Annotated in this window: 17 protein-coding genes; 13 read left to right on the top strand and 4 right to left on the bottom strand. The window is 47.2% G+C overall.

All coding sequences use genetic code 11. From position 1 onward, the window contains the following. Positions 1-107: 107 nt before the first annotated feature. The 6 genes from DXC01_RS03160 to DXC01_RS03135 all read left to right on the top strand — a co-directional run bounded on the left by DXC01_RS03160 (position 108) and on the right by DXC01_RS03135 (position 7,339). Positions 108-1,352, top strand: a complete 1,245-nt coding sequence (locus tag DXC01_RS03160; protein WP_118698237.1) for a DUF1015 domain-containing protein — start codon at positions 108-110, stop codon at positions 1,350-1,352. A gap of 74 nt (positions 1,353-1,426) precedes the next feature. Then, positions 1,427-2,644, top strand: coding sequence for an SPFH domain-containing protein (locus DXC01_RS03155; protein ID WP_118698236.1), 1,218 nt, complete (start codon positions 1,427-1,429; stop codon positions 2,642-2,644). A 19-nt stretch (positions 2,645-2,663) separates the two neighbouring features. After that, complete coding sequence (locus DXC01_RS03150; protein WP_243111540.1) at positions 2,664-3,764, top strand: hypothetical protein; 1,101 nt, start codon at positions 2,664-2,666, stop codon at positions 3,762-3,764. Further along, a complete protein-coding gene (locus tag DXC01_RS03145) occupies positions 3,765-4,607 on the top strand; it encodes a TPM domain-containing protein (protein ID WP_118698235.1) in 843 nt (280 codons plus the stop codon). Positions 4,608-4,927: 320 nt separating this feature from the next. Beyond that, a complete protein-coding gene (locus DXC01_RS03140) occupies positions 4,928-6,325 on the top strand; it encodes a sodium:proton antiporter (RefSeq protein ID WP_417192236.1) in 1,398 nt (465 codons plus the stop codon). Positions 6,326-6,337: 12 nt separating this feature from the next. Further along, positions 6,338-7,339 carry a cytidylate kinase-like family protein gene (locus DXC01_RS03135; RefSeq protein ID WP_118698233.1) on the top strand — a complete coding sequence of 334 codons (1,002 nt, stop codon included), beginning with the start codon at positions 6,338-6,340 and terminating at the stop codon, positions 7,337-7,339. 52 nt (positions 7,340-7,391) lie between these two features. Here DXC01_RS03135 and DXC01_RS03130 read toward each other — a convergent pair whose 3' ends face one another. Further along, entirely contained in the window at positions 7,392-8,042 is a 651-nt protein-coding gene (locus DXC01_RS03130) for a helix-turn-helix transcriptional regulator (protein WP_022215270.1), read from the bottom strand. Positions 8,043-8,275: 233 nt separating this feature from the next. On the opposite strand from DXC01_RS03130, the gene hydA reads away from it, so the two are divergent. From hydA to DXC01_RS03115, 3 genes are all read left to right on the top strand, one after another. After that, positions 8,276-9,649, top strand: coding sequence for a dihydropyrimidinase (hydA, locus tag DXC01_RS03125; protein ID WP_118698232.1), 1,374 nt, complete (start codon positions 8,276-8,278; stop codon positions 9,647-9,649). A 25-nt stretch (positions 9,650-9,674) separates the two neighbouring features. Beyond that, entirely contained in the window at positions 9,675-10,721 is a 1,047-nt protein-coding gene (gene hydE, locus DXC01_RS03120) for a [FeFe] hydrogenase H-cluster radical SAM maturase HydE (RefSeq protein ID WP_022215268.1), read from the top strand. An 87-nt stretch (positions 10,722-10,808) separates the two neighbouring features. After that, positions 10,809-11,267 (top strand): SH3 domain-containing protein, encoded by a 459-nt coding sequence (locus DXC01_RS03115; protein WP_022215267.1) that lies wholly within the window; start codon positions 10,809-10,811, stop codon positions 11,265-11,267. Positions 11,268-11,375: 108 nt separating this feature from the next. Here the strand turns inward: DXC01_RS03115 and DXC01_RS03110 are convergent, their stop codons facing one another. Continuing rightward, a complete protein-coding gene (locus DXC01_RS03110) occupies positions 11,376-11,855 on the bottom strand; it encodes an S-ribosylhomocysteine lyase (RefSeq protein WP_022215266.1) in 480 nt (159 codons plus the stop codon). Positions 11,856-12,034: 179 nt separating this feature from the next. Here DXC01_RS03110 and DXC01_RS03105 point away from each other — a divergent pair, with 179 nt between their 5' ends. Then, positions 12,035-12,763, top strand: coding sequence for a peptidylprolyl isomerase (locus tag DXC01_RS03105; RefSeq protein WP_199704956.1), 729 nt, complete (start codon positions 12,035-12,037; stop codon positions 12,761-12,763). Between the two features lie 5 nt (positions 12,764-12,768). On the opposite strand, the gene DXC01_RS03100 is transcribed toward DXC01_RS03105, so the two are convergent. After that, on the bottom strand, positions 12,769-13,332 hold the full coding sequence (locus DXC01_RS03100; RefSeq protein ID WP_118698231.1) for a class I SAM-dependent methyltransferase: 564 nt from the start codon (positions 13,330-13,332) through the stop codon (positions 12,769-12,771). A gap of 169 nt (positions 13,333-13,501) precedes the next feature. Here DXC01_RS03100 and coaBC point away from each other — a divergent pair, with 169 nt between their 5' ends. From coaBC to DXC01_RS03085, 3 genes are all read left to right on the top strand, one after another. After that, positions 13,502-14,707 (top strand): bifunctional phosphopantothenoylcysteine decarboxylase/phosphopantothenate--cysteine ligase CoaBC, encoded by a 1,206-nt coding sequence (gene coaBC / locus DXC01_RS03095; RefSeq protein ID WP_022215263.1) that lies wholly within the window; start codon positions 13,502-13,504, stop codon positions 14,705-14,707. Positions 14,708-14,802: 95 nt separating this feature from the next. Then, positions 14,803-15,441 (top strand): ECF transporter S component, encoded by a 639-nt coding sequence (locus DXC01_RS03090; protein ID WP_022215262.1) that lies wholly within the window; start codon positions 14,803-14,805, stop codon positions 15,439-15,441. Between the two features lie 27 nt (positions 15,442-15,468). After that, a complete protein-coding gene (locus DXC01_RS03085; protein ID WP_022215261.1) occupies positions 15,469-16,233 on the top strand; it encodes a type III pantothenate kinase in 765 nt (254 codons plus the stop codon). An 82-nt stretch (positions 16,234-16,315) separates the two neighbouring features. On the opposite strand, the gene DXC01_RS03080 is transcribed toward DXC01_RS03085, so the two are convergent. Then, the gene (locus DXC01_RS03080) at positions 16,316-17,197 is read right to left on the bottom strand and encodes an RluA family pseudouridine synthase (RefSeq protein ID WP_022215260.1); all 882 of its coding nucleotides are present in this window, start codon (positions 17,195-17,197) and stop codon (positions 16,316-16,318) included. Positions 17,198-17,210 lie beyond the last annotated feature (13 nt).

The raw sequence follows: 17,210 nt of genomic DNA, 5'->3' as shown, positions 1-17,210 counted from the left end.
TTAGCACATAATAAAAAAAGTGATGTTCATTGCAACGTACTGGGGGATGTGATAAAATAAAAATACATTTTACATAAGAAAAATGAAAGCACAAAGGAGATATAAAAATGGCTATTTTTCAGGCATTCCGTGCCCTCAGACCTGTTCCTGACAAGGCAGAGGCAGTAGCGGCACTTCCATATGATGTAGTGACGAGGGAGGAGGCAAAGGAGATCGGAGATCAGAATCCTGATTCTTTCCTGCATGTGGACCGTGCAGAGATGGACCTTCCGGCAGATACGGATCTTTACGATCAGAAAGTCTATGACCGTGCACGTGAAAACCTCATCAATATGGAGAAGAATGGAATTTTGGTTCAGGACGGAGCACCGTGTTATTACATCTATGAGCTGACCCGCAAGGGTAAAACGCAGACCGGTCTGGTCGGCTGCTGCTCTATTGATGACTATATGAATGGCGTTGTCAAGAAACATGAGCTTACTAGAGAGGATAAGGAGCAGGACCGTATCCATCATGTGGATGTATGTGATGCAAACACAGGTCCGATCTACCTTGCCTGCAAGTACCCACAGGAACTTCTTGACCTGATGGAAACCTGGAAAGCATCCCATGATGCCATTTATGATTTTGTGGCAGAGGATGAGATCGGACATCGCGTGTGGGTGATCGACGGGGAAGCAGAGAAGAAAGTGATCGCAGAACAGTTTGGAAATATTCCGTATATATATATTGCAGATGGACACCACAGAGCTGCCTCCGCAGTCAAAGTAGGACTCAAGAGGAGAGAGAAACACCCGGATTACGATGGAAGTGAGGAATTTAATTATTTCCTTTCTGTTGTCTTTCCGTATGACCAGCTTACGATCCTTTCTTATAACAGAGTGGTACGCGATTTGAATGGAATGGATGAGCATGCGTTTATTGCCAGCCTCAAATTTAACTTTGAGCTGATGATCATGCCGGGATTCCCGTGCAAACCGGTTGAGAAGCACTGCATGGGAATGTATGTCGGAGGAAACTGGTATCATCTCAAAGCCTGGGAGGATGTCTATGTGAAGAAGGATGTAGTAGGACAGCTTGATGTCTCCATCCTTCAGGAGAAGGTTCTTTCTCCGATCCTGGGGATCGGAGATCCGCGGACAGATCAGAGGATCCGTTTCGTAGGAGGAAGCCACAAACTTAAAGAACTGGCAGAGATCGCGGACAGAACAGGTGGAGTGGCTTTTGCCATGTATCCGACAGCAATGGAGGATCTGATGCAGATCGCGGATGAAGGCAAACTGATGCCGCCGAAATCCACCTGGTTTGAGCCGAAACTGAGAAGCGGTCTGTTTATCCACAAGCTTTTCTGAAAAACAGCCTGAAACAGTCGAATAAGATGACAAGAAACTATTTAAGGTAAAACAAGAAAGAGGAGGATTTTTTTATGGGACTTATTAAAGCAGCTCTTGGTTCAGCAGGCGGTGTTCTGGCGGACCAGTGGAAGGAATATTTTTACTGTGAATCCATGCCGGCAGATGTGCTGGTCACCAAGGCACACAAGAAAGTATCTGGAAGGTCATCAAACAGACACGGTTCTGAGAATATCATCTCCAATGGTTCTGTGATTGCAGTCAGTGACGGACAGTGCATGCTGATCGTAGAGCAGGGAAAGGTCGTGGATGTATGTGCAGAGCCAGGAGAGTATACATATGACACCTCCTCGGAGCCATCTATTTTCTGCGGAGGGCTTGGAAAGGGCGTGAAGGAAGCATTCCAGCAGATCGGCAAACGTTTTACCTTTGGAGGAGAGCCGCCGAAGGATCAGAGAGTATATTTTGTAAATACCAAGGAACTTGTCGGTAATAAATATGGCACACCGAATCCGGTTCCGTTCCGTGTGGTGGATATGAATATCGGGCTGGATATGGACATCACGATCAAGTGTTTTGGCGAATACAGCTATCAGATCGCCAATCCGGTTCTCTTCTATACAAATGTCTGCGGAAATGTGGAGCAGGATTATACGAGAGATGAGATCGATGGACAGCTCAAGAGCGAACTGATGACAGCCCTGCAGCCGGCTTTTGCCAGGATCTCAGAGATGGGGATCCGCTACAGTGCACTTCCGGGACATACACAGGAACTTTCGGATGTGTTAAATAAGGTTCTGTCCGATAAATGGGATAATCTTCGCGGCATCCGTATCGTGTCTCTCGGTGTATCCAGTGTAAAGGCCTCTGAGGAAGACGAAGCCATGATCAAGGAACTGCAGAGGAATGCTGTTTTCCGCAATCCTACGATGGCGGCAGCCCAGATGGTGGGTGCACAGGCGAGTGCGATGCAGTCAGCGGCTTCCAATCAGAAGACGGGACCTGCGATGGCATTTGCGGCAATGAACATGGCGGCAAATGTCGGTGGAGCGAGTGCACAGAATTTATTTGCGATGGGACAGCAGCAGGCGACACCGCAGATGCAGCCACAGTACCAGCAGCCTTCCCAGACAGCACCAAAGACAGAATGGACCTGTGCCTGCGGTGCAGTAAATACCGGTAAATTCTGCTCTGAGTGTGGAAGTCCGCGTCCGGCGGGACCATGGACCTGCAGCTGTGGAACTGTAAATACGGGTAAATTCTGCCAGGAATGCGGCAAACCGAGACCATAGGAGGAAGGGGGCAGATGCGATGGCAGATACTTTGAACTACAAGTGCCCCAACTGTTCAGCCGGTCTTACTTTTGACAGCAAGTCACAGAAGATGAAATGTGAGTACTGTGGAAGAACCTATTCTCTGGATGAACTGGATAAGATCGCAGAGCAGGAGGAAGAAGTAAAGGAAGTTAAGGGGGATCACTGGGAAGGATTTGAGCCGGAGCAGTGGCAGTCAGACGAGAAATCCAATATGGCTGTCTGGAGCTGCCCGTCCTGCGGCGCGGAGATCCTTGCAGAAAAGACGACAGGTGCGACTGTGTGTCCTTATTGCGACAATCCAATGATCATGCCGGAGCAGTTTGTGGACAGCTATCGTCCGGATTATATCATTCCGTTTCAGAAATCCAAAAAAGAAGCAGTTGAGGCACTTAAGAAACACTATGAAGGGAAACCACTGCTTCCAAAGGTGTTCAAAGACCAGAACCATCTCGAAGAGATCAAGGCGGTTTATGTCCCGTTCTGGTTATTTGACCTGGATGCGGCAGGGCGTTTCCGCTATGAGGCCACCAGAAACCGTTTCTGGGAAGATTCTGATTACCGGTATACAGAGACGAAATTTTATCATGTTGTGCGCTCAGGCAGCATGAAATTTGAAAAGATCCCTGTCGATGGCTCGAAAGCTATTGATGATACCACGATGGAGGCAATTGAGCCGTATGATTACAAGGATCTGACAGAATTTAACTTTTCCTATCTTTCCGGTTATATGGCAGACAAATACGACCAGGAGCCGGATGCCCTCACAGAACGTGTTTATGAGCGCATGGAGAGGAGTGTGAAGGACAGTTTTGAGAGGACTGTCCATGGATATGCAACGGTAACTCCAAAGCAGGAGAAGGTCACAGTGACCGGGAAAGGCAAGGTCAGATACGCCTTGTTTCCGGTCTGGTTCCTGAATACGAAATGGAATGGCAAAAATTATTCTTTTGCGATGAATGGACAGACGGGACATCTGATCGGGGATCTTCCTATGGCGAAGGATCTGGCAGTCAAATACTGGTTCAAACGTCATATCCCGCTGACCATTGCAGCGACAGCAGTAGTTACGGCTCTGCGTCTTCTGGGGGTGATATAGATGAACAGATCAGGGTGGATATTAAAAGGAACGATGCTGTGTCTTGGACTGGGACTTCTGATGCCGCTTTCTGTGCCGGCATCCTCTGAGAACGATGCGGCAGGCACGGAAGAGATCTCCTGGGTATTTGACGATTATGGACTCCTGGATGAGACAGAGCAGGCACAGCTGGATCAGGAACTGGGGGATATTTATGAGGAGTATGGTTATGATGCCGTACTTCTGATCTCACCGGATATCGGGGAAGACCAGGATTACCGGAAATATGCGGCAGAATTTATGCAGGAAAATGATATCGGATACGGCGACACTTATGAGGGAATGTGTGTTTTCCATCAGCCGGATGCCAGAAATATCACGATCGTCTTCCGCGGGGACACGCAGGATGATTTTCCTCCAAATGTCCAGGAAGAAATGCTCGACAAGTGCAAGAAATATCTCAAGGCAGATGATCCGGTGAGCGGCTATCAGTCGCTGATCACAGACCTTCGGACCGGCCTTGACCGGATCTGCGAGGGTAAGAAAGTACGCCCGATGGATATCAGAGAAGGTTCTTTTGCGGGAACATTTGCAGTCGATCTGCTGCTATGTTTCCTGGTGATGGCGATCCCAACGGGATTTATGACCTGGATGCAGATGCGCAAGATGAAGACAAGAGTGCAACAGGCAAATGCAAATGCCTATACCGCACAGGGCGGACTGGATCTCAGTGAGAAGAGGGATATTTTCCTGTACAGCACAGTCAGCCAGACAGCCAAACCAAAAGACAATGATAATAACAATGATTCCGGCAGCTTTTCCAGTGGCGGAGAGAGCTTTTCCGGGTCGAGCAGTGATTATTAAAAAGGACAAAAAAGCAGCGAAATAAAGAAGCTGCTTTTTTTTGCGCTCATAATTATGCAAAAAATAAATAAAATGTTAAAAATATAACAAAAAGAAACAACAAAAATGATAAAATATTGTCAGAATTTTGACAATGTACAGGCAAAAATACAATATATAGGGAAAATGCACAAAAAGATATAGGAGATGTACAAATTTATTGAAGAAAAGTGCAATTGTATTTTGAAGTGCTTATGTTATAATTGCAACTGGTTAAAAACTTAAACGAGGGGGCGACAGCTTTGAAGAAATTAGTAACATTTTTGGGAATGCTGCTGACGATGCTGCTTGCCTGGCCGACAGGTGTATGGGCTGCCGGCGGGGAAACAACAGCATCGGTGCCGATCTGGCTCTGCATTCCTTTTGCGGGACTTCTGCTCTGCATTGCGATCATGCCGCTTGTCAAAGCAGAGTGGTGGGAAGCACATCAGCCGCATGTGGTAGCTATGTGGATCCTTCTGATGGTGATTCCTTTTGCCGTCGTTTATGGTGTGGGCGATGCCGCTGAGACAGTCCTTGACTGTATCATAAATGACTATCTTACTTTTATTATCCTCCTTTTTGGACTGTTCTGTGTATCCGGTAACATTACCATGGAGGGCGATTTTGCAGGTTCTCCACGAGTTAACGTCTGCCTTCTGGCATTCGGTACACTGTTATCCAGCTGTATCGGAACAACAGGTGCCAGTATGCTGATGGTCCGTCCAGTGATCAAGATGAATTCCTGGAGAAAAAGAAAAAGCCATATCATGGTATTCTTTATCTTCATGGTATCCAACATGGGCGGCTGCCTGACTCCGATCGGAGACCCGCCGCTTTTGATGGGATTCATGCGAGGCGTGCCGTTCTTCTGGAGTCTGCATCTGTTTCCGGTGCTGATCTTTAATATGGTGGTACTGCTGTTTGTGTTCTACCATGTAGATAAACTTGCATATCGCAAAGATATCGCACAGGGACGTAAACCGGACATCAGCAAACCGGGTACGGAGTTCCATATTGACGGACTTCATAATATTATTTTCCTGGTGATGATCGTTGTGGCGGTTATCTTAAGTGGTGTACTTCCGGGACTTTCCGCATTCCAGAATGCAGAAGGTGCAGTAAGAGGAATCCATCTCTTTGGCGAAGTGACACTGACCTTCCCGGCACTGATCGAGATCGTGCTGATCCTTCTTGCGGCGTTCTTATCCTTCAAGACAACGGACAAGAGTGTGCGCAGGAGAAACCATTTTACTTGGGGTGCGATCCAGGAGGTTGCTGTACTGTTTATCGGTATCTTTATTACCATGCAGCCGGCATTGATGCTTCTTAAGGCAGTCGGACCGAACCTTGGTATCACCAAGCCGCTTGAAATGTTCTGGGCGACTGGTGCGCTGTCCAGTTTTCTGGACAATACGCCGACTTACCTTGTATTCCTTACAACAGCAGGAACACTTGGATTTACGAGTGGGATCGCAACAACACTTGGTACTGTGCCAGTGAAACTTTTATCCGCGATTTCCTGTGGTGCGGTATTCATGGGCGCGAACACTTATATCGGAAATGCACCGAACTTTATGGTCAAGTCCATTTCTGACGAGAACGGTGTCAACATGCCGTCCTTCTTCGGATACATCCTGTGGTCACTGGTATTCCTTGTTCCGGTATTTATTCTGGACATGCTTGTGTTCTTTATGTAAGGAGGGGGAAGAATGTCAGATAAAATCAACAAAGAAATTTATACAAAACTTGCAAACCGTATCTACGACCTGGACGGTGAAGTCTACAGAGTCCTTGGTTCTTCTCTTGGACGTACCTTTACCGGAAACCGTGATACAACGATCCGTACCTTAAGCATGATGATGTACACGAAGCCGGATGGACATCTGCTCCGAAGCGAACTTGCCCTGATCAGCAACATGGCACGTACCATCAAGGATGAGAGCGAAAGAAGCCGGTTGATGACAGAGTATGATGAGATTCTTAAGGAGATCGAGCAGCTTCCGAATATGTTCGGTTCCACAGATATCATTGATGCTGAACGTGTGGCACTGAACCTTGCAGCGAGAAGGGAAAAAATTTCCGAGAATGACCATCTCGTGATCTGTATCAGCCGTACACAGGGAAGTGCGGGAAATGATATCGGATTCGAGCTTGCAGATAATCTTCATATTAACTATTATGATGTGGAGATTTTTGATCAGGTACTGAAACGCCTTGAAGCAGAGAAGGGCGATGTACAGGATAAAGAAAACTTTACCGAATTCAACAAATACGGAAAGAAATCACATGAAAGTTTCAGGACGAAGCTCAAAGAGCTGAACCGTTATCACGGACTGAACAAGCAGGACGCAGTTTTCTTCAATATGAGTGACCTGATCTGCGAACTCGCCCGGACAGAGGACTGTTTGATCATGGGACGCTGTGCAGATGCGATCCTCAAGAATAATCACATCCCGCACATTAGCATTTTTATCAGCGCTCCGCTTCAGGTGCGTACACAGCGTGTCATGGATGTCCGGAATATGGACATGAAACAGGCTGTGCGCTTCCTCAAAAAAATGGACAAGCAGCACCGCAAATACTACGAATTCTACACCGGAGAGAAGTGGGGAAAACCAGAGAACTACGACCTCTGTATCAACAGCGCGAATTACGGTATCAAAGAGACGATCGACGTGATCAAACGACTCCTGAACCAGCAGACACAGTAAACAAAAAACCTGTAATGCTGTCATGAAATGTGGCAGACATTACAGGCTTTTTTTATTTGTTTACATCAATATAGCTGTACAGGGTGTACTTGGAAATGCCGAAATAATTGGCAACTTTATCCCCGGACTTGGTGATGAGGAAAGCACCGGAATCATTGAGAAACTGGATCGCAGTGACCTTGTCCTCTTTATTCATAAGTGCGACCGGTTTGCCAACCAGAGCAACAGATTCCTCGATCAGATGATCCAGTAGATCGTTGACACTGTGTGTGATCTCCTTTGGTTTTTCTTCCTTGTTGACCGGTGTGATCAGAGAGTGGAGTGCGCTTTCGATCATGGTCAGCTTGGTGATATCATAGTTGATGCCGAATACATAATGAAGGCTTCCGTCATCATCTCTGATATAGGAAGTGCTGCATTTCAGGATCTTGCCATCGGCAGTTTTCATCAGATAACCGGCGTGATCCTTTAATTCTTCTTCCTGCTCAGGTTTCTTTTTCTTGTTGTTGTGACGGATCACATCAAAAACGGCATTGGAAGGTCCATCTCCGATTCCGCGGCCTGTCACATGTCCGTTTTCAATATGGACGATGGAATGTTCCGGATCGTTTGTTTTAAGGTCATGTATCACAATCTCACATTCCGGACCAAACTGAAAAGCCAGATCCCGCGCGATCTGTTTGAGTACAGTAAGTCGTCCCATTGTTCTTCCTCCTCTTTTTAAAATTTTGGTGTTATAAATACTATATCACAATTTTTTTTTAATATAAAGTTTTTTTTGCCATACCTAAATATTATTGTATAAAGGAATCAGATAGTGGTTGCTGAGGGGGCAAATTGGTGATATATTTGTTGTAATAAGTAGGTTCTGATGAAGGATTCGTCAGAAAAAGTGCAGGGGTACATCAGCTTATGAATGACAAAGGAGGGTATACTATGAAATATTTACTCAAAAACGGAACGGTAGTATCCGGAGATAAATCTGAGAAACTCGATGTCCTGGTGGATGGAGAAAAGATCGTAAACGTAGGAAAGGACCTTGAAGCAGGCGATGCAGAAGTGATCGATGTCGAAGGAAAGCTTCTGTTTCCGGGATTTATCGACGGTCATACACATTTTGACCTGGAAGTGGCAGGGACTGTCACAGCAGATGACTTTGAGACAGGAACAAGGGCTGCACTTCTCGGCGGAACGACACTTGTCATTGATTATGCATCACAGGACAAAGGCGGCCATACACTGAAAGAAGGTCTCGATAAATGGCACAAAAAAGCCGATGGTAAATGCTCCTGCGATTATTCTTTCCATATGTCTATCGTAGAATGGAACGATGAGACAGAGGCAGAAGTGCAGGATATGATCGACCATGGAATCACCAGCTTCAAACTTTACATGACTTATCCGGCAATGATCGTAAATGACTGCGATATGTACAAGATTCTCAAGAAACTTGGGGAATGCGGCTGCTTCGCCGGAGTTCACTGTGAAAATGCGGGCGTGATCGATGCCCTGATCTCTGAAGCAAAGAAAGAAGGACGCCTCGGACCGGAAAATCATCCACTCGTAAGACCAGATATCATGGAAGCAGAGGCTGTCCACCGTCTTCTCGTGATCGCCAAAGAAGCCAATGCACCAGTCATGGTCGTTCACCTGACCAACAAGAAAGCTTACGAAGAGGTTATGAACGCAAGGAAAAATGGACAGGAAGTCTATGCAGAGACCTGCCCGCAGTATCTCCTTCTGGAAGACAGCGTATACTCCAAGCCGGACTTTGGAGGTGCTGTTTATGTATGTGCACCGCCGATCCGCAAGAAAGAAGATCAGGACTGCCTGTGGAAAGCTCTGGCAGACGAGGAGATCCAGACGGTGGCAACAGACCAGTGCAGCTTTACTCTGGCACAGAAAGCCCTCGGAAAAGATGACTTCACCAAGATCCCGGGAGGACTTCCGGGTGTACAGACAAGAGGAACTCTTCTCTATACTTATGGAGTTAAGACCGGAAAGATCACCCAGGAACAGATGTGCAAAGTCCTCTGTGAAACCCCGGCCAAACTGTACGGTGTATATCCAAACAAAGGCGCGATCACAGCAGGAAGCGACGCAGATATCGTAGTGCTTGATCCGGCAAAAGAAAGCGTGATTTCCGCAGCGACTCATGCATACAATACAGACAATAACCCGTTCGAGGGCTTCAAACTTGAGTGCGGCATCGACAAAGTTTTCCTCCGCGGAAACCTTGCAGTCGAGGAGGGTAAGCTTGTAAAAGAAAAACTCGGCAAATACATCGCCAGAGGTAAAAAACAGCTTTAAGGGCTGCATACGGGGAGAAAATATTATGAAAAAACTGATCGACAAACTGCATCAGGAGCAGATCCTGTCAGCAGAAGAATTCCGGACACTTCTGACAGACCGTTCAGAAGAAACAGATCTGTATGCACGGGAACTGGCAGACCAGGTGCGGCAGCAGGTCTATGGAAACCAGATCTATGTACGTGGACTGATCGAGTTTACCAATTACTGCAAAAATGACTGCTATTACTGTGGAATCCGCCGGAGCAACCGAAATGCCCAGCGTTACCGCCTGACAGAAGAAGATATCCTTGCCTGCTGCAAAGAAGGCTATGAACTGGGATTCCGTACTTTTGTCCTTCAGGGAGGAGAAGACGGATATTATACAGATGAGAAGCTGACAGCTCTGATCCGTAAGATCAAAGAAGTCTATCCGGACTGTGCCCTGACACTTTCCATCGGGGAGAAATCCGAAGAAAGCTACCGTGCCTACAAAGAAGCCGGTGCAGACCGCTATCTTCTGCGGCATGAGACCGCGCGTGAAGAGCATTACCGCAAACTCCATCCAGAAGAAATGTCCTGCGAAAACCGCAAAAACTGTCTTCGCACCCTCAAAAAACTGGGCTATCAGACAGGTGCAGGCTTTATGGTGGGTTCTCCTTACCAGACCATCGATGATCTGGTAGAGGATTTCCTGTTCCTCAAAGAACTGGATCCGGAGATGGTCGGGATCGGACCGTTCATTGCACATCAGGATACTCCTTTCCATGATGAAAAGAGTGGAACACTTGAAGACACGCTTTTTTATCTGGCACTCCTTCGTCTGATGCTTCCGAATGTGCTCCTTCCGGCAACTACAGCACTGGGAACGATCTGTCCGAAGGGACGTGAACTCGGCGTAAAATCCGGCGCAAATGTCGTGATGCCGAATCTTTCTCCTGTTTCTGTGCGAAAGAAATACATGCTCTATGACGGAAAAATCTGCACCGGAGATGAGGCAGCAGAATGCCGTTTCTGCCTCAGCCGGCGCATGGAACTGATCGGCTGCCAGATCGTGACAGACCGCGGGGATTACAAAAAAGTCTTGCAATAGATACTGTATATGGGGTATAGTGGTCATATGGTTACTGTGAATGAAGTGAACAGTAACATTGTATGCTATAAAGGAGGATTATTTTTAATGAAGAAATCCAGATTACTGATCGTGCTGGCTGGTCTGGCTGTGTTTGCATCCGGATGTGGTTACAGCACAGGAGGAGAAGACTCTACTGTGACTGTGATTGAAGCGACTCCGACTCCGACCGCTACTCCTACACCGGAAGCAACTCCGACTCCGGAAGTTCCAGAGGCAACCCCGACTCCGGCGCAGGAAGTCGCACAGACAGCAAGCGGTGTGAATATCATAAAGCAGAATGCTACCTATTATGTTGTGGAGGGCGTAAATGTCCGCTCTGACTGCAGTACAGAGGCAGAGATGATCACAGGAACAACTGTTGGTCAGGAACTGACAAGTACAGGTGTCAGCGAGGACGGACAGTGGATCGAAGTAACGGTTAATGGTCAGACAGGTTACGTCAATGCACAGTATGTTTCCACAACCGCTCCGGCAGGTGCTGCTGCACAGACTACAGCTCAGTAAAAAGAACGAAATACTTCAAAGAAAAACGCTGAACTTCTTTAAAAGAAATTTTTCTGAAAAGAAGCACAGCGTTTTTTATTTGGCATTTATGATACGAAAGAAAATGACTTACTCCGGATAAACAAGACGATCCGGTTTGATATCGTAGAGAACTTCGCGGAGATATTTATCGGCAAGATATTTTGCCATGCCGAGGTTCATGTCGAGGTAGTTTCCACAGTCTTTGGCAGAAGCTCCCGGGATCTCGCCTTCAAAATCACGGATAAATTCAAACATCTCTGTCATGAGCGGCACGATATCCTTGGATTCGTAATCGCCTGCAAGGAGAAGATAGTTTCCGGTACGGCATCCCATCGGTCCCCAGTAGATGATCTTGCTTCCGAATTCAGCGTGATTGCGGAGAAAAGTAGCTGCGAGATGTTCCATTGCGTGAAGCTCGGCAGTGTTCATGACAGGCTCCTCGTTCGGGGAAGTCATGCGGATATCAAAAGTAGTGATGACCTGATCTCCGAGATAATCCTTGCGGGAAACATAGATTCCCGGCTGGAGTTTGATATGGTCTATGGTAAAGCTGGCTATTTTTTTCATAGGTGTTATTCCTTTCTGTATTTTGATATAAAGTCGTTAATCCTTATTGTAACAGAGCTTTGACATGCTTACAAGTAGTTGGAGAAAAATCCCCGGCATTGACTTTACTTCTTCGTGATGTTAAACTGTTGCACAAGACAAAGTTATGAAAGTAATGTCAGAAGAGGAGGAATTTTATTATGAAATCCAGAGTTTTGGCGGCAGTTTTCGCAGTTGTCCTTACAGCAGGCACCCTTACCGGCTGTGGAAGCACAAAGACAGCTGATACTGCAAAAACAGAAGATACAAAAGAAGAGACTTCTTCAGATAAAGAAGTGACACAGGAACCGGTAAGCGAAGAAGAAGCAGAGGCAGACGGTTTCAGTGACGGTACAGACGGGGAAACGACCTTGGATACCAGCAAGGAACTGACAGGAATCCATCATGCAGGAATTGTTATCAAGGATTACGGAAGCATCGAGGTAGAACTGGATGCAGACACAGCCCCGATCACAGTGACAAACTTCGTGAAGCTTGCACAGGACGGTTTCTATGACGGACTGACTTTCTGGCGTATCATAGACGGTTTTATGATGCAGGGTGGTGACCCGAAGGGCGATGGAACTGGCGGCGCAGATGAGACGATCAAGGGAGAATTCTCCAGTAACGGTGTGAAGAATGATATTTCTCACGTAAGAGGAACCATCTCCATGGCGAGATCTTCAGACCCGGACAGCGCAAGCTCCCAGTTCTTCATCGTACAGTCTGACAGTACCTTCCTGGATGGCGACTATGCAGCATTCGGTCATGTGACAGAGGGAATGGATGTCGTAGACCAGATCTGTAAGGATGCAAAACCTACAGATGACAACGGAACGATCAAGGCAGACGAGCAGCCGGTGATCGAGAGCATCCAGATCAAAGACTGATCGTTTTACAGTTTTATGATCAGAACCGGAATCGGAGGATTGTTCGGGCGGTTATAGTAGTCGCTCCGGATGACAAGATATTTATGCGGGTCGAGGGAGGCAAGCCATGCAAGTACCGCGTCCCGCTCCTCAAATCCGGAATCGCCGCCGCTGTAAATACAAAGTGAGATCAGGCCGCCTTTTCTGAGAAGGGAAAGCCCCTGGGTCAGAGCCTCAATGCTGGTGTCACCTTTTGTCGCTTTGGCGTGATCCCCACCGGGAAGGTAGCCGAGATTGAAGGTGATGCAGCTTACAGAATTTTCCTGGGCATGCGTTTTCATTTGCGTATGGGATTCCAGAAGCAGAGTATAGTTGTCTGGTGCACCTGCGCTGATGAGGTGCTCTTTTGTACTTTTTAATGCCTGTTCCTGAATATCAAAAGCAAGTACTCTGCCCTTTTCGCCGCAGAGCGTACTCAGAAGCAGTGTATCATTTCCGTTTCCCATCGTTGCATCAATACAGAGATCGCCCGGAGAAACCTGTTCTTTTATAAAACGCGCACACCATTGTGTGATCTGATAATTTTTCATAAAAATCTTAGTCCTTTCTTATTCATTACTCCCATTATAATAAAAATCTAACATGAAAACGAGTACAAAAAAAGAAACACAGCAAAAATTCATTGCAATTGTCGCTGGGGCTGTTATAATGTAACAGACATGAAAACTGTGAAAAACTCGTAAAAGGAAGGAAAATCTTATGTTAAAGGGTAAAACCGTTCTTCTGGGAGTGACCGGAAGCATTGCGGCATACAAAATCGCATATCTTGCAAGTGCACTGAAGAAACTTCACGCAGAGGTCCATGTGCTGATGACGAAGAATGCAACCAATTTTATCACACCGATTACATTTGAATCGCTTACCGGAACGAAATGTCTGGTAGATACCTTTGACAGAAATTTTCAGTTCCAGGTAGAACATGTTTCCATTGCAAAGAAGGCAGACGTAGTCATGATCGCACCTGCCAGTGCCAATGTGATCGGCAAACTTGCACATGGGATCGCAGATGATATGCTGACAACAACGATCATGGCATGCAAATGTAAGAAATTCATTTCCCCTGCCATGAATACAAATATGTTTGAAAATCCGATCCTGCAGGATAATCTTAAGACGCTTGAGCATTATGGATACGAAGTGATCCAGCCAGCGAGCGGCTACCTTGCCTGCGGGGACACCGGAGCCGGTAAGATGCCGGAGCCGGAAACACTGCTTTCTTATATCTTGAGGGAGATCGCAGCGGAGAAGGATCTTGAGGGAAAGAAGGTTCTGGTCACAGCCGGACCTACCCAGGAATCCATTGATCCGGTGCGCTACATCACCAACCATTCTTCCGGCAAGATGGGCTATGCACTGGCAAAAGCAGCTATGCTCCGTGGCGCAGATGTCACTCTGGTCAGCGGACCATGCAGCATCACGCCGCCGCCTTTTGTAAAGGTGGTACCGGTCGTGACCGCGAAGGATATGTTTGATGCGGTGACTTTCGTAAGTGCAGAGCAGGACATCATCATCAAGGCAGCAGCCGTGGCAGACTACCGCCCGAAGCAGGTTTTTGATGAGAAGGTCAAGAAGCAGGACAAAGAAATGAGTATTGAACTGAAAAAAACGGACGATATTCTCAAATACCTGGGAGAACATCGTACTCCGCAGCAGTTCCTCTGTGGATTTTCCATGGAGACTCAGAACATGATCGGTAATTCCAGGGCGAAGCTTGGTAAGAAACATCTGGATATGGTGGCAGCGAACAACCTCAAGGTTGCAGGCGCCGGTTTCCAGGGTGATACCAATGTGCTGACCCTGATTACACAGGATGAGGACGTATCACTCCAGCTTATGAGCAAGGAGGATGCAGCCAACGTCATTCTGGATAAGATCCTTTCTATCATGAAAGAAAGGGAACAGTAACCCGTTCACCAGGAGGCGGGTAAATAAAATCACATACCCGCAGTTCCGCACCGTATTGTATCCCCATGGAGGGAACGATAACAAGGAGGAAAAACATGAAAAGTAACAAATTTACCACATCACAGCTCACCATTCTTGGTCTGATGTCAGGAATCCTTTTTCTGATGGCGTACACACCACTTGGATATCTGAACATAGGACCTCTGGCAGTCACCTTTAATGTCATTCCGGTCGCAATCTGCGCGGTCGTTCTCGGACCGACAGGCGGAGCCGTAGCCGGAGCCGTTTTTGGACTGACCAGTTTCTTACAGGCAATGGGAATCGGCGGTACCAGCGCACTGGGAGCAGCCCTGTTTCAGATCAATCCATTCTTGAGTGCAGTTCAGTGTTTTGTACCTCGTATTCTTGATGGATTACTTATCGGTTTCATCTACAGAGGAATGAGAAAGAAAACAAATGTATATGCATCCTGTGCAGTAACCGGATTCTTTTCCGCATTCCTGAATACTCTGTTCTTTATGACCGCACTGGTTGTAATGTTCGGAAACACAGAAGTGATCCAGAATCTTATGGGTGGAAGAAATGTGATCATTGGATGCTGTATGATGGTAGGTGTTAATGCAATCAGTGAGATGGTTTCTTCAACAATCATCACAGCAGCTGTAGGAACCGCACTTTCCAAGGCTCATCTGATTCCGGCATCTCAGATTGCAAAACCTGACACTGCCGCATAAAAAGCATATAGACAGGAATGAGAATATATGATTTTAGCCATTGATATCGGAAACACCAACATTGTAGTTGGCTGTATCGAAGAAGAGAAGATTTACTTTATAGAGAGGATTTCCACGAACCACACCAAGACAGAACTGGAGTATGCGATCGACCTCAAGACGATCCTTGACATCCATCACATCAAACGTTCTGAGATCGAGGGTGCGATCATTTCTTCCGTAGTTCCGCAGATCACCAATGCAGCGAAGCTTGCGGTCGAGAAGATCCTCAAAAAAGAACCGATGGTCCTGGGACCAGGAGTCAAGACAGGACTGAATATTGTCCTGGATAATCCGGGAGAGATGGGAGCAGACCGTGTGGCAGACGCAGTTGCGGCGCTGGCACAGTATCCGGTACCGCTGGTCATCGTGGATATGGGAACAGCGACTACGATTTCTGTTCTGGATGATAAGAAACGCTATATCGGCGGAATGATCCTTCCGGGTGTACGGATCTCTCTGGATGCGCTGACTTCCAGAGCATCACAGCTGAGCGGGATCAGTATTGAAGAGCCGAAACGGCTCATTGGAAGAAATACGGTAGACTGCATGAAGAGCGGGATCCTTTATGGAAACGCAGCTGCGGTGGACGGTATCGTGGACAGGATCGAAGAAGAACTTGGACAGAAAGTCACCGTGATCGCAACCGGTGGAATGTCCAAAAAGATTATTCCTCACTGCAAAAGAGAGATGATCTGGGATGGAGACCTGCTCCTCAAGGGACTTCAGATCATTTACGACAAGAACAAATAATAAAAATCAGTAACTATAAAATCACTTCTTTTGACTGTGTGAAACAGCAGAGGAAGTGATTTTTTTGTTGCGAAAAAATTTTTCAGAATGCCTGTGCCATGTCTTTTGGGACGGGGGCAGTGAAGCAGAGGTTTTTGCCGGTCAGCGGATGCCGGAAATTAAGCTGGAAAGAATGCAGAGGCTGTCTTTTGAAATGGTCATAGACCGGATGGTAGAGATAATCTGCCGGGAGTGGATGTCCGATGTATCCCATATGCACCCGGATCTGGTGGGTGCGTCCTGTTTCCAGATGGATCTCCAGGAGGGAATGATCATTTCGGACGGCGAGCCGTTCATAATGTGTGACAGCGGATTCTCCATGTTCCGGATCGACCTGCCGCTGGATCACGGAATCGGAAACACGTCCGATCGGGGCAGAGACTGTCCCGGATGGAGGGGTGACACCGCAGACAACTGCCAGATAGGTGCGGCGGATCTCACGGTTTCGCATCTGTGCGGAAAGGATCGCGGCGCTGAGCGCGTTTTTTGCAAGGATCAGTGAACCGGAGGTATCACGGTCCAGCCGGTTGATGCAGCGGAACGGGCAGAGTTCGTTTTTTTGCTGGAAATAGAATGCTGCAGCATTGGCGAGGGTGTTTGTATAATTTCCGATCGAAGGATGCACAGGCATATCAGCCGGTTTATTTAAGACAAGGATGTCTTCATCTTCATAAAGAATATCAAGGGGCAGGGGAGCAGGAACGATCCCTTCCATGCTGCCTGTTTCCATGACGCGCACCCGGAAATGGTCTCCTTCTTTGAGAATGCTTCGTCCCCCGGCGCGCATTCCGTTTACGAGAAGTGCTTCTTTATCCGGCTTCATGGAAGTCAGGATGTGCCGGGAAAACCCTTTTGACCGCAGGAATTCAAGTACCTGCATGCCGTCCTCCTGCGGGGTGATGGTATATGTTAAAATTCTGTCCATATGGTTAGTTTCT

It is taken from the genome of Blautia sp. OM07-19, assembly GCF_003481595.1.
GTDB classification, from domain to species: Bacteria; Bacillota; Clostridia; order Lachnospirales; family Lachnospiraceae; genus Blautia_A; species Blautia_A intestinihominis.
This window is presented reverse-complemented; position numbering and strand designations above follow the sequence as displayed.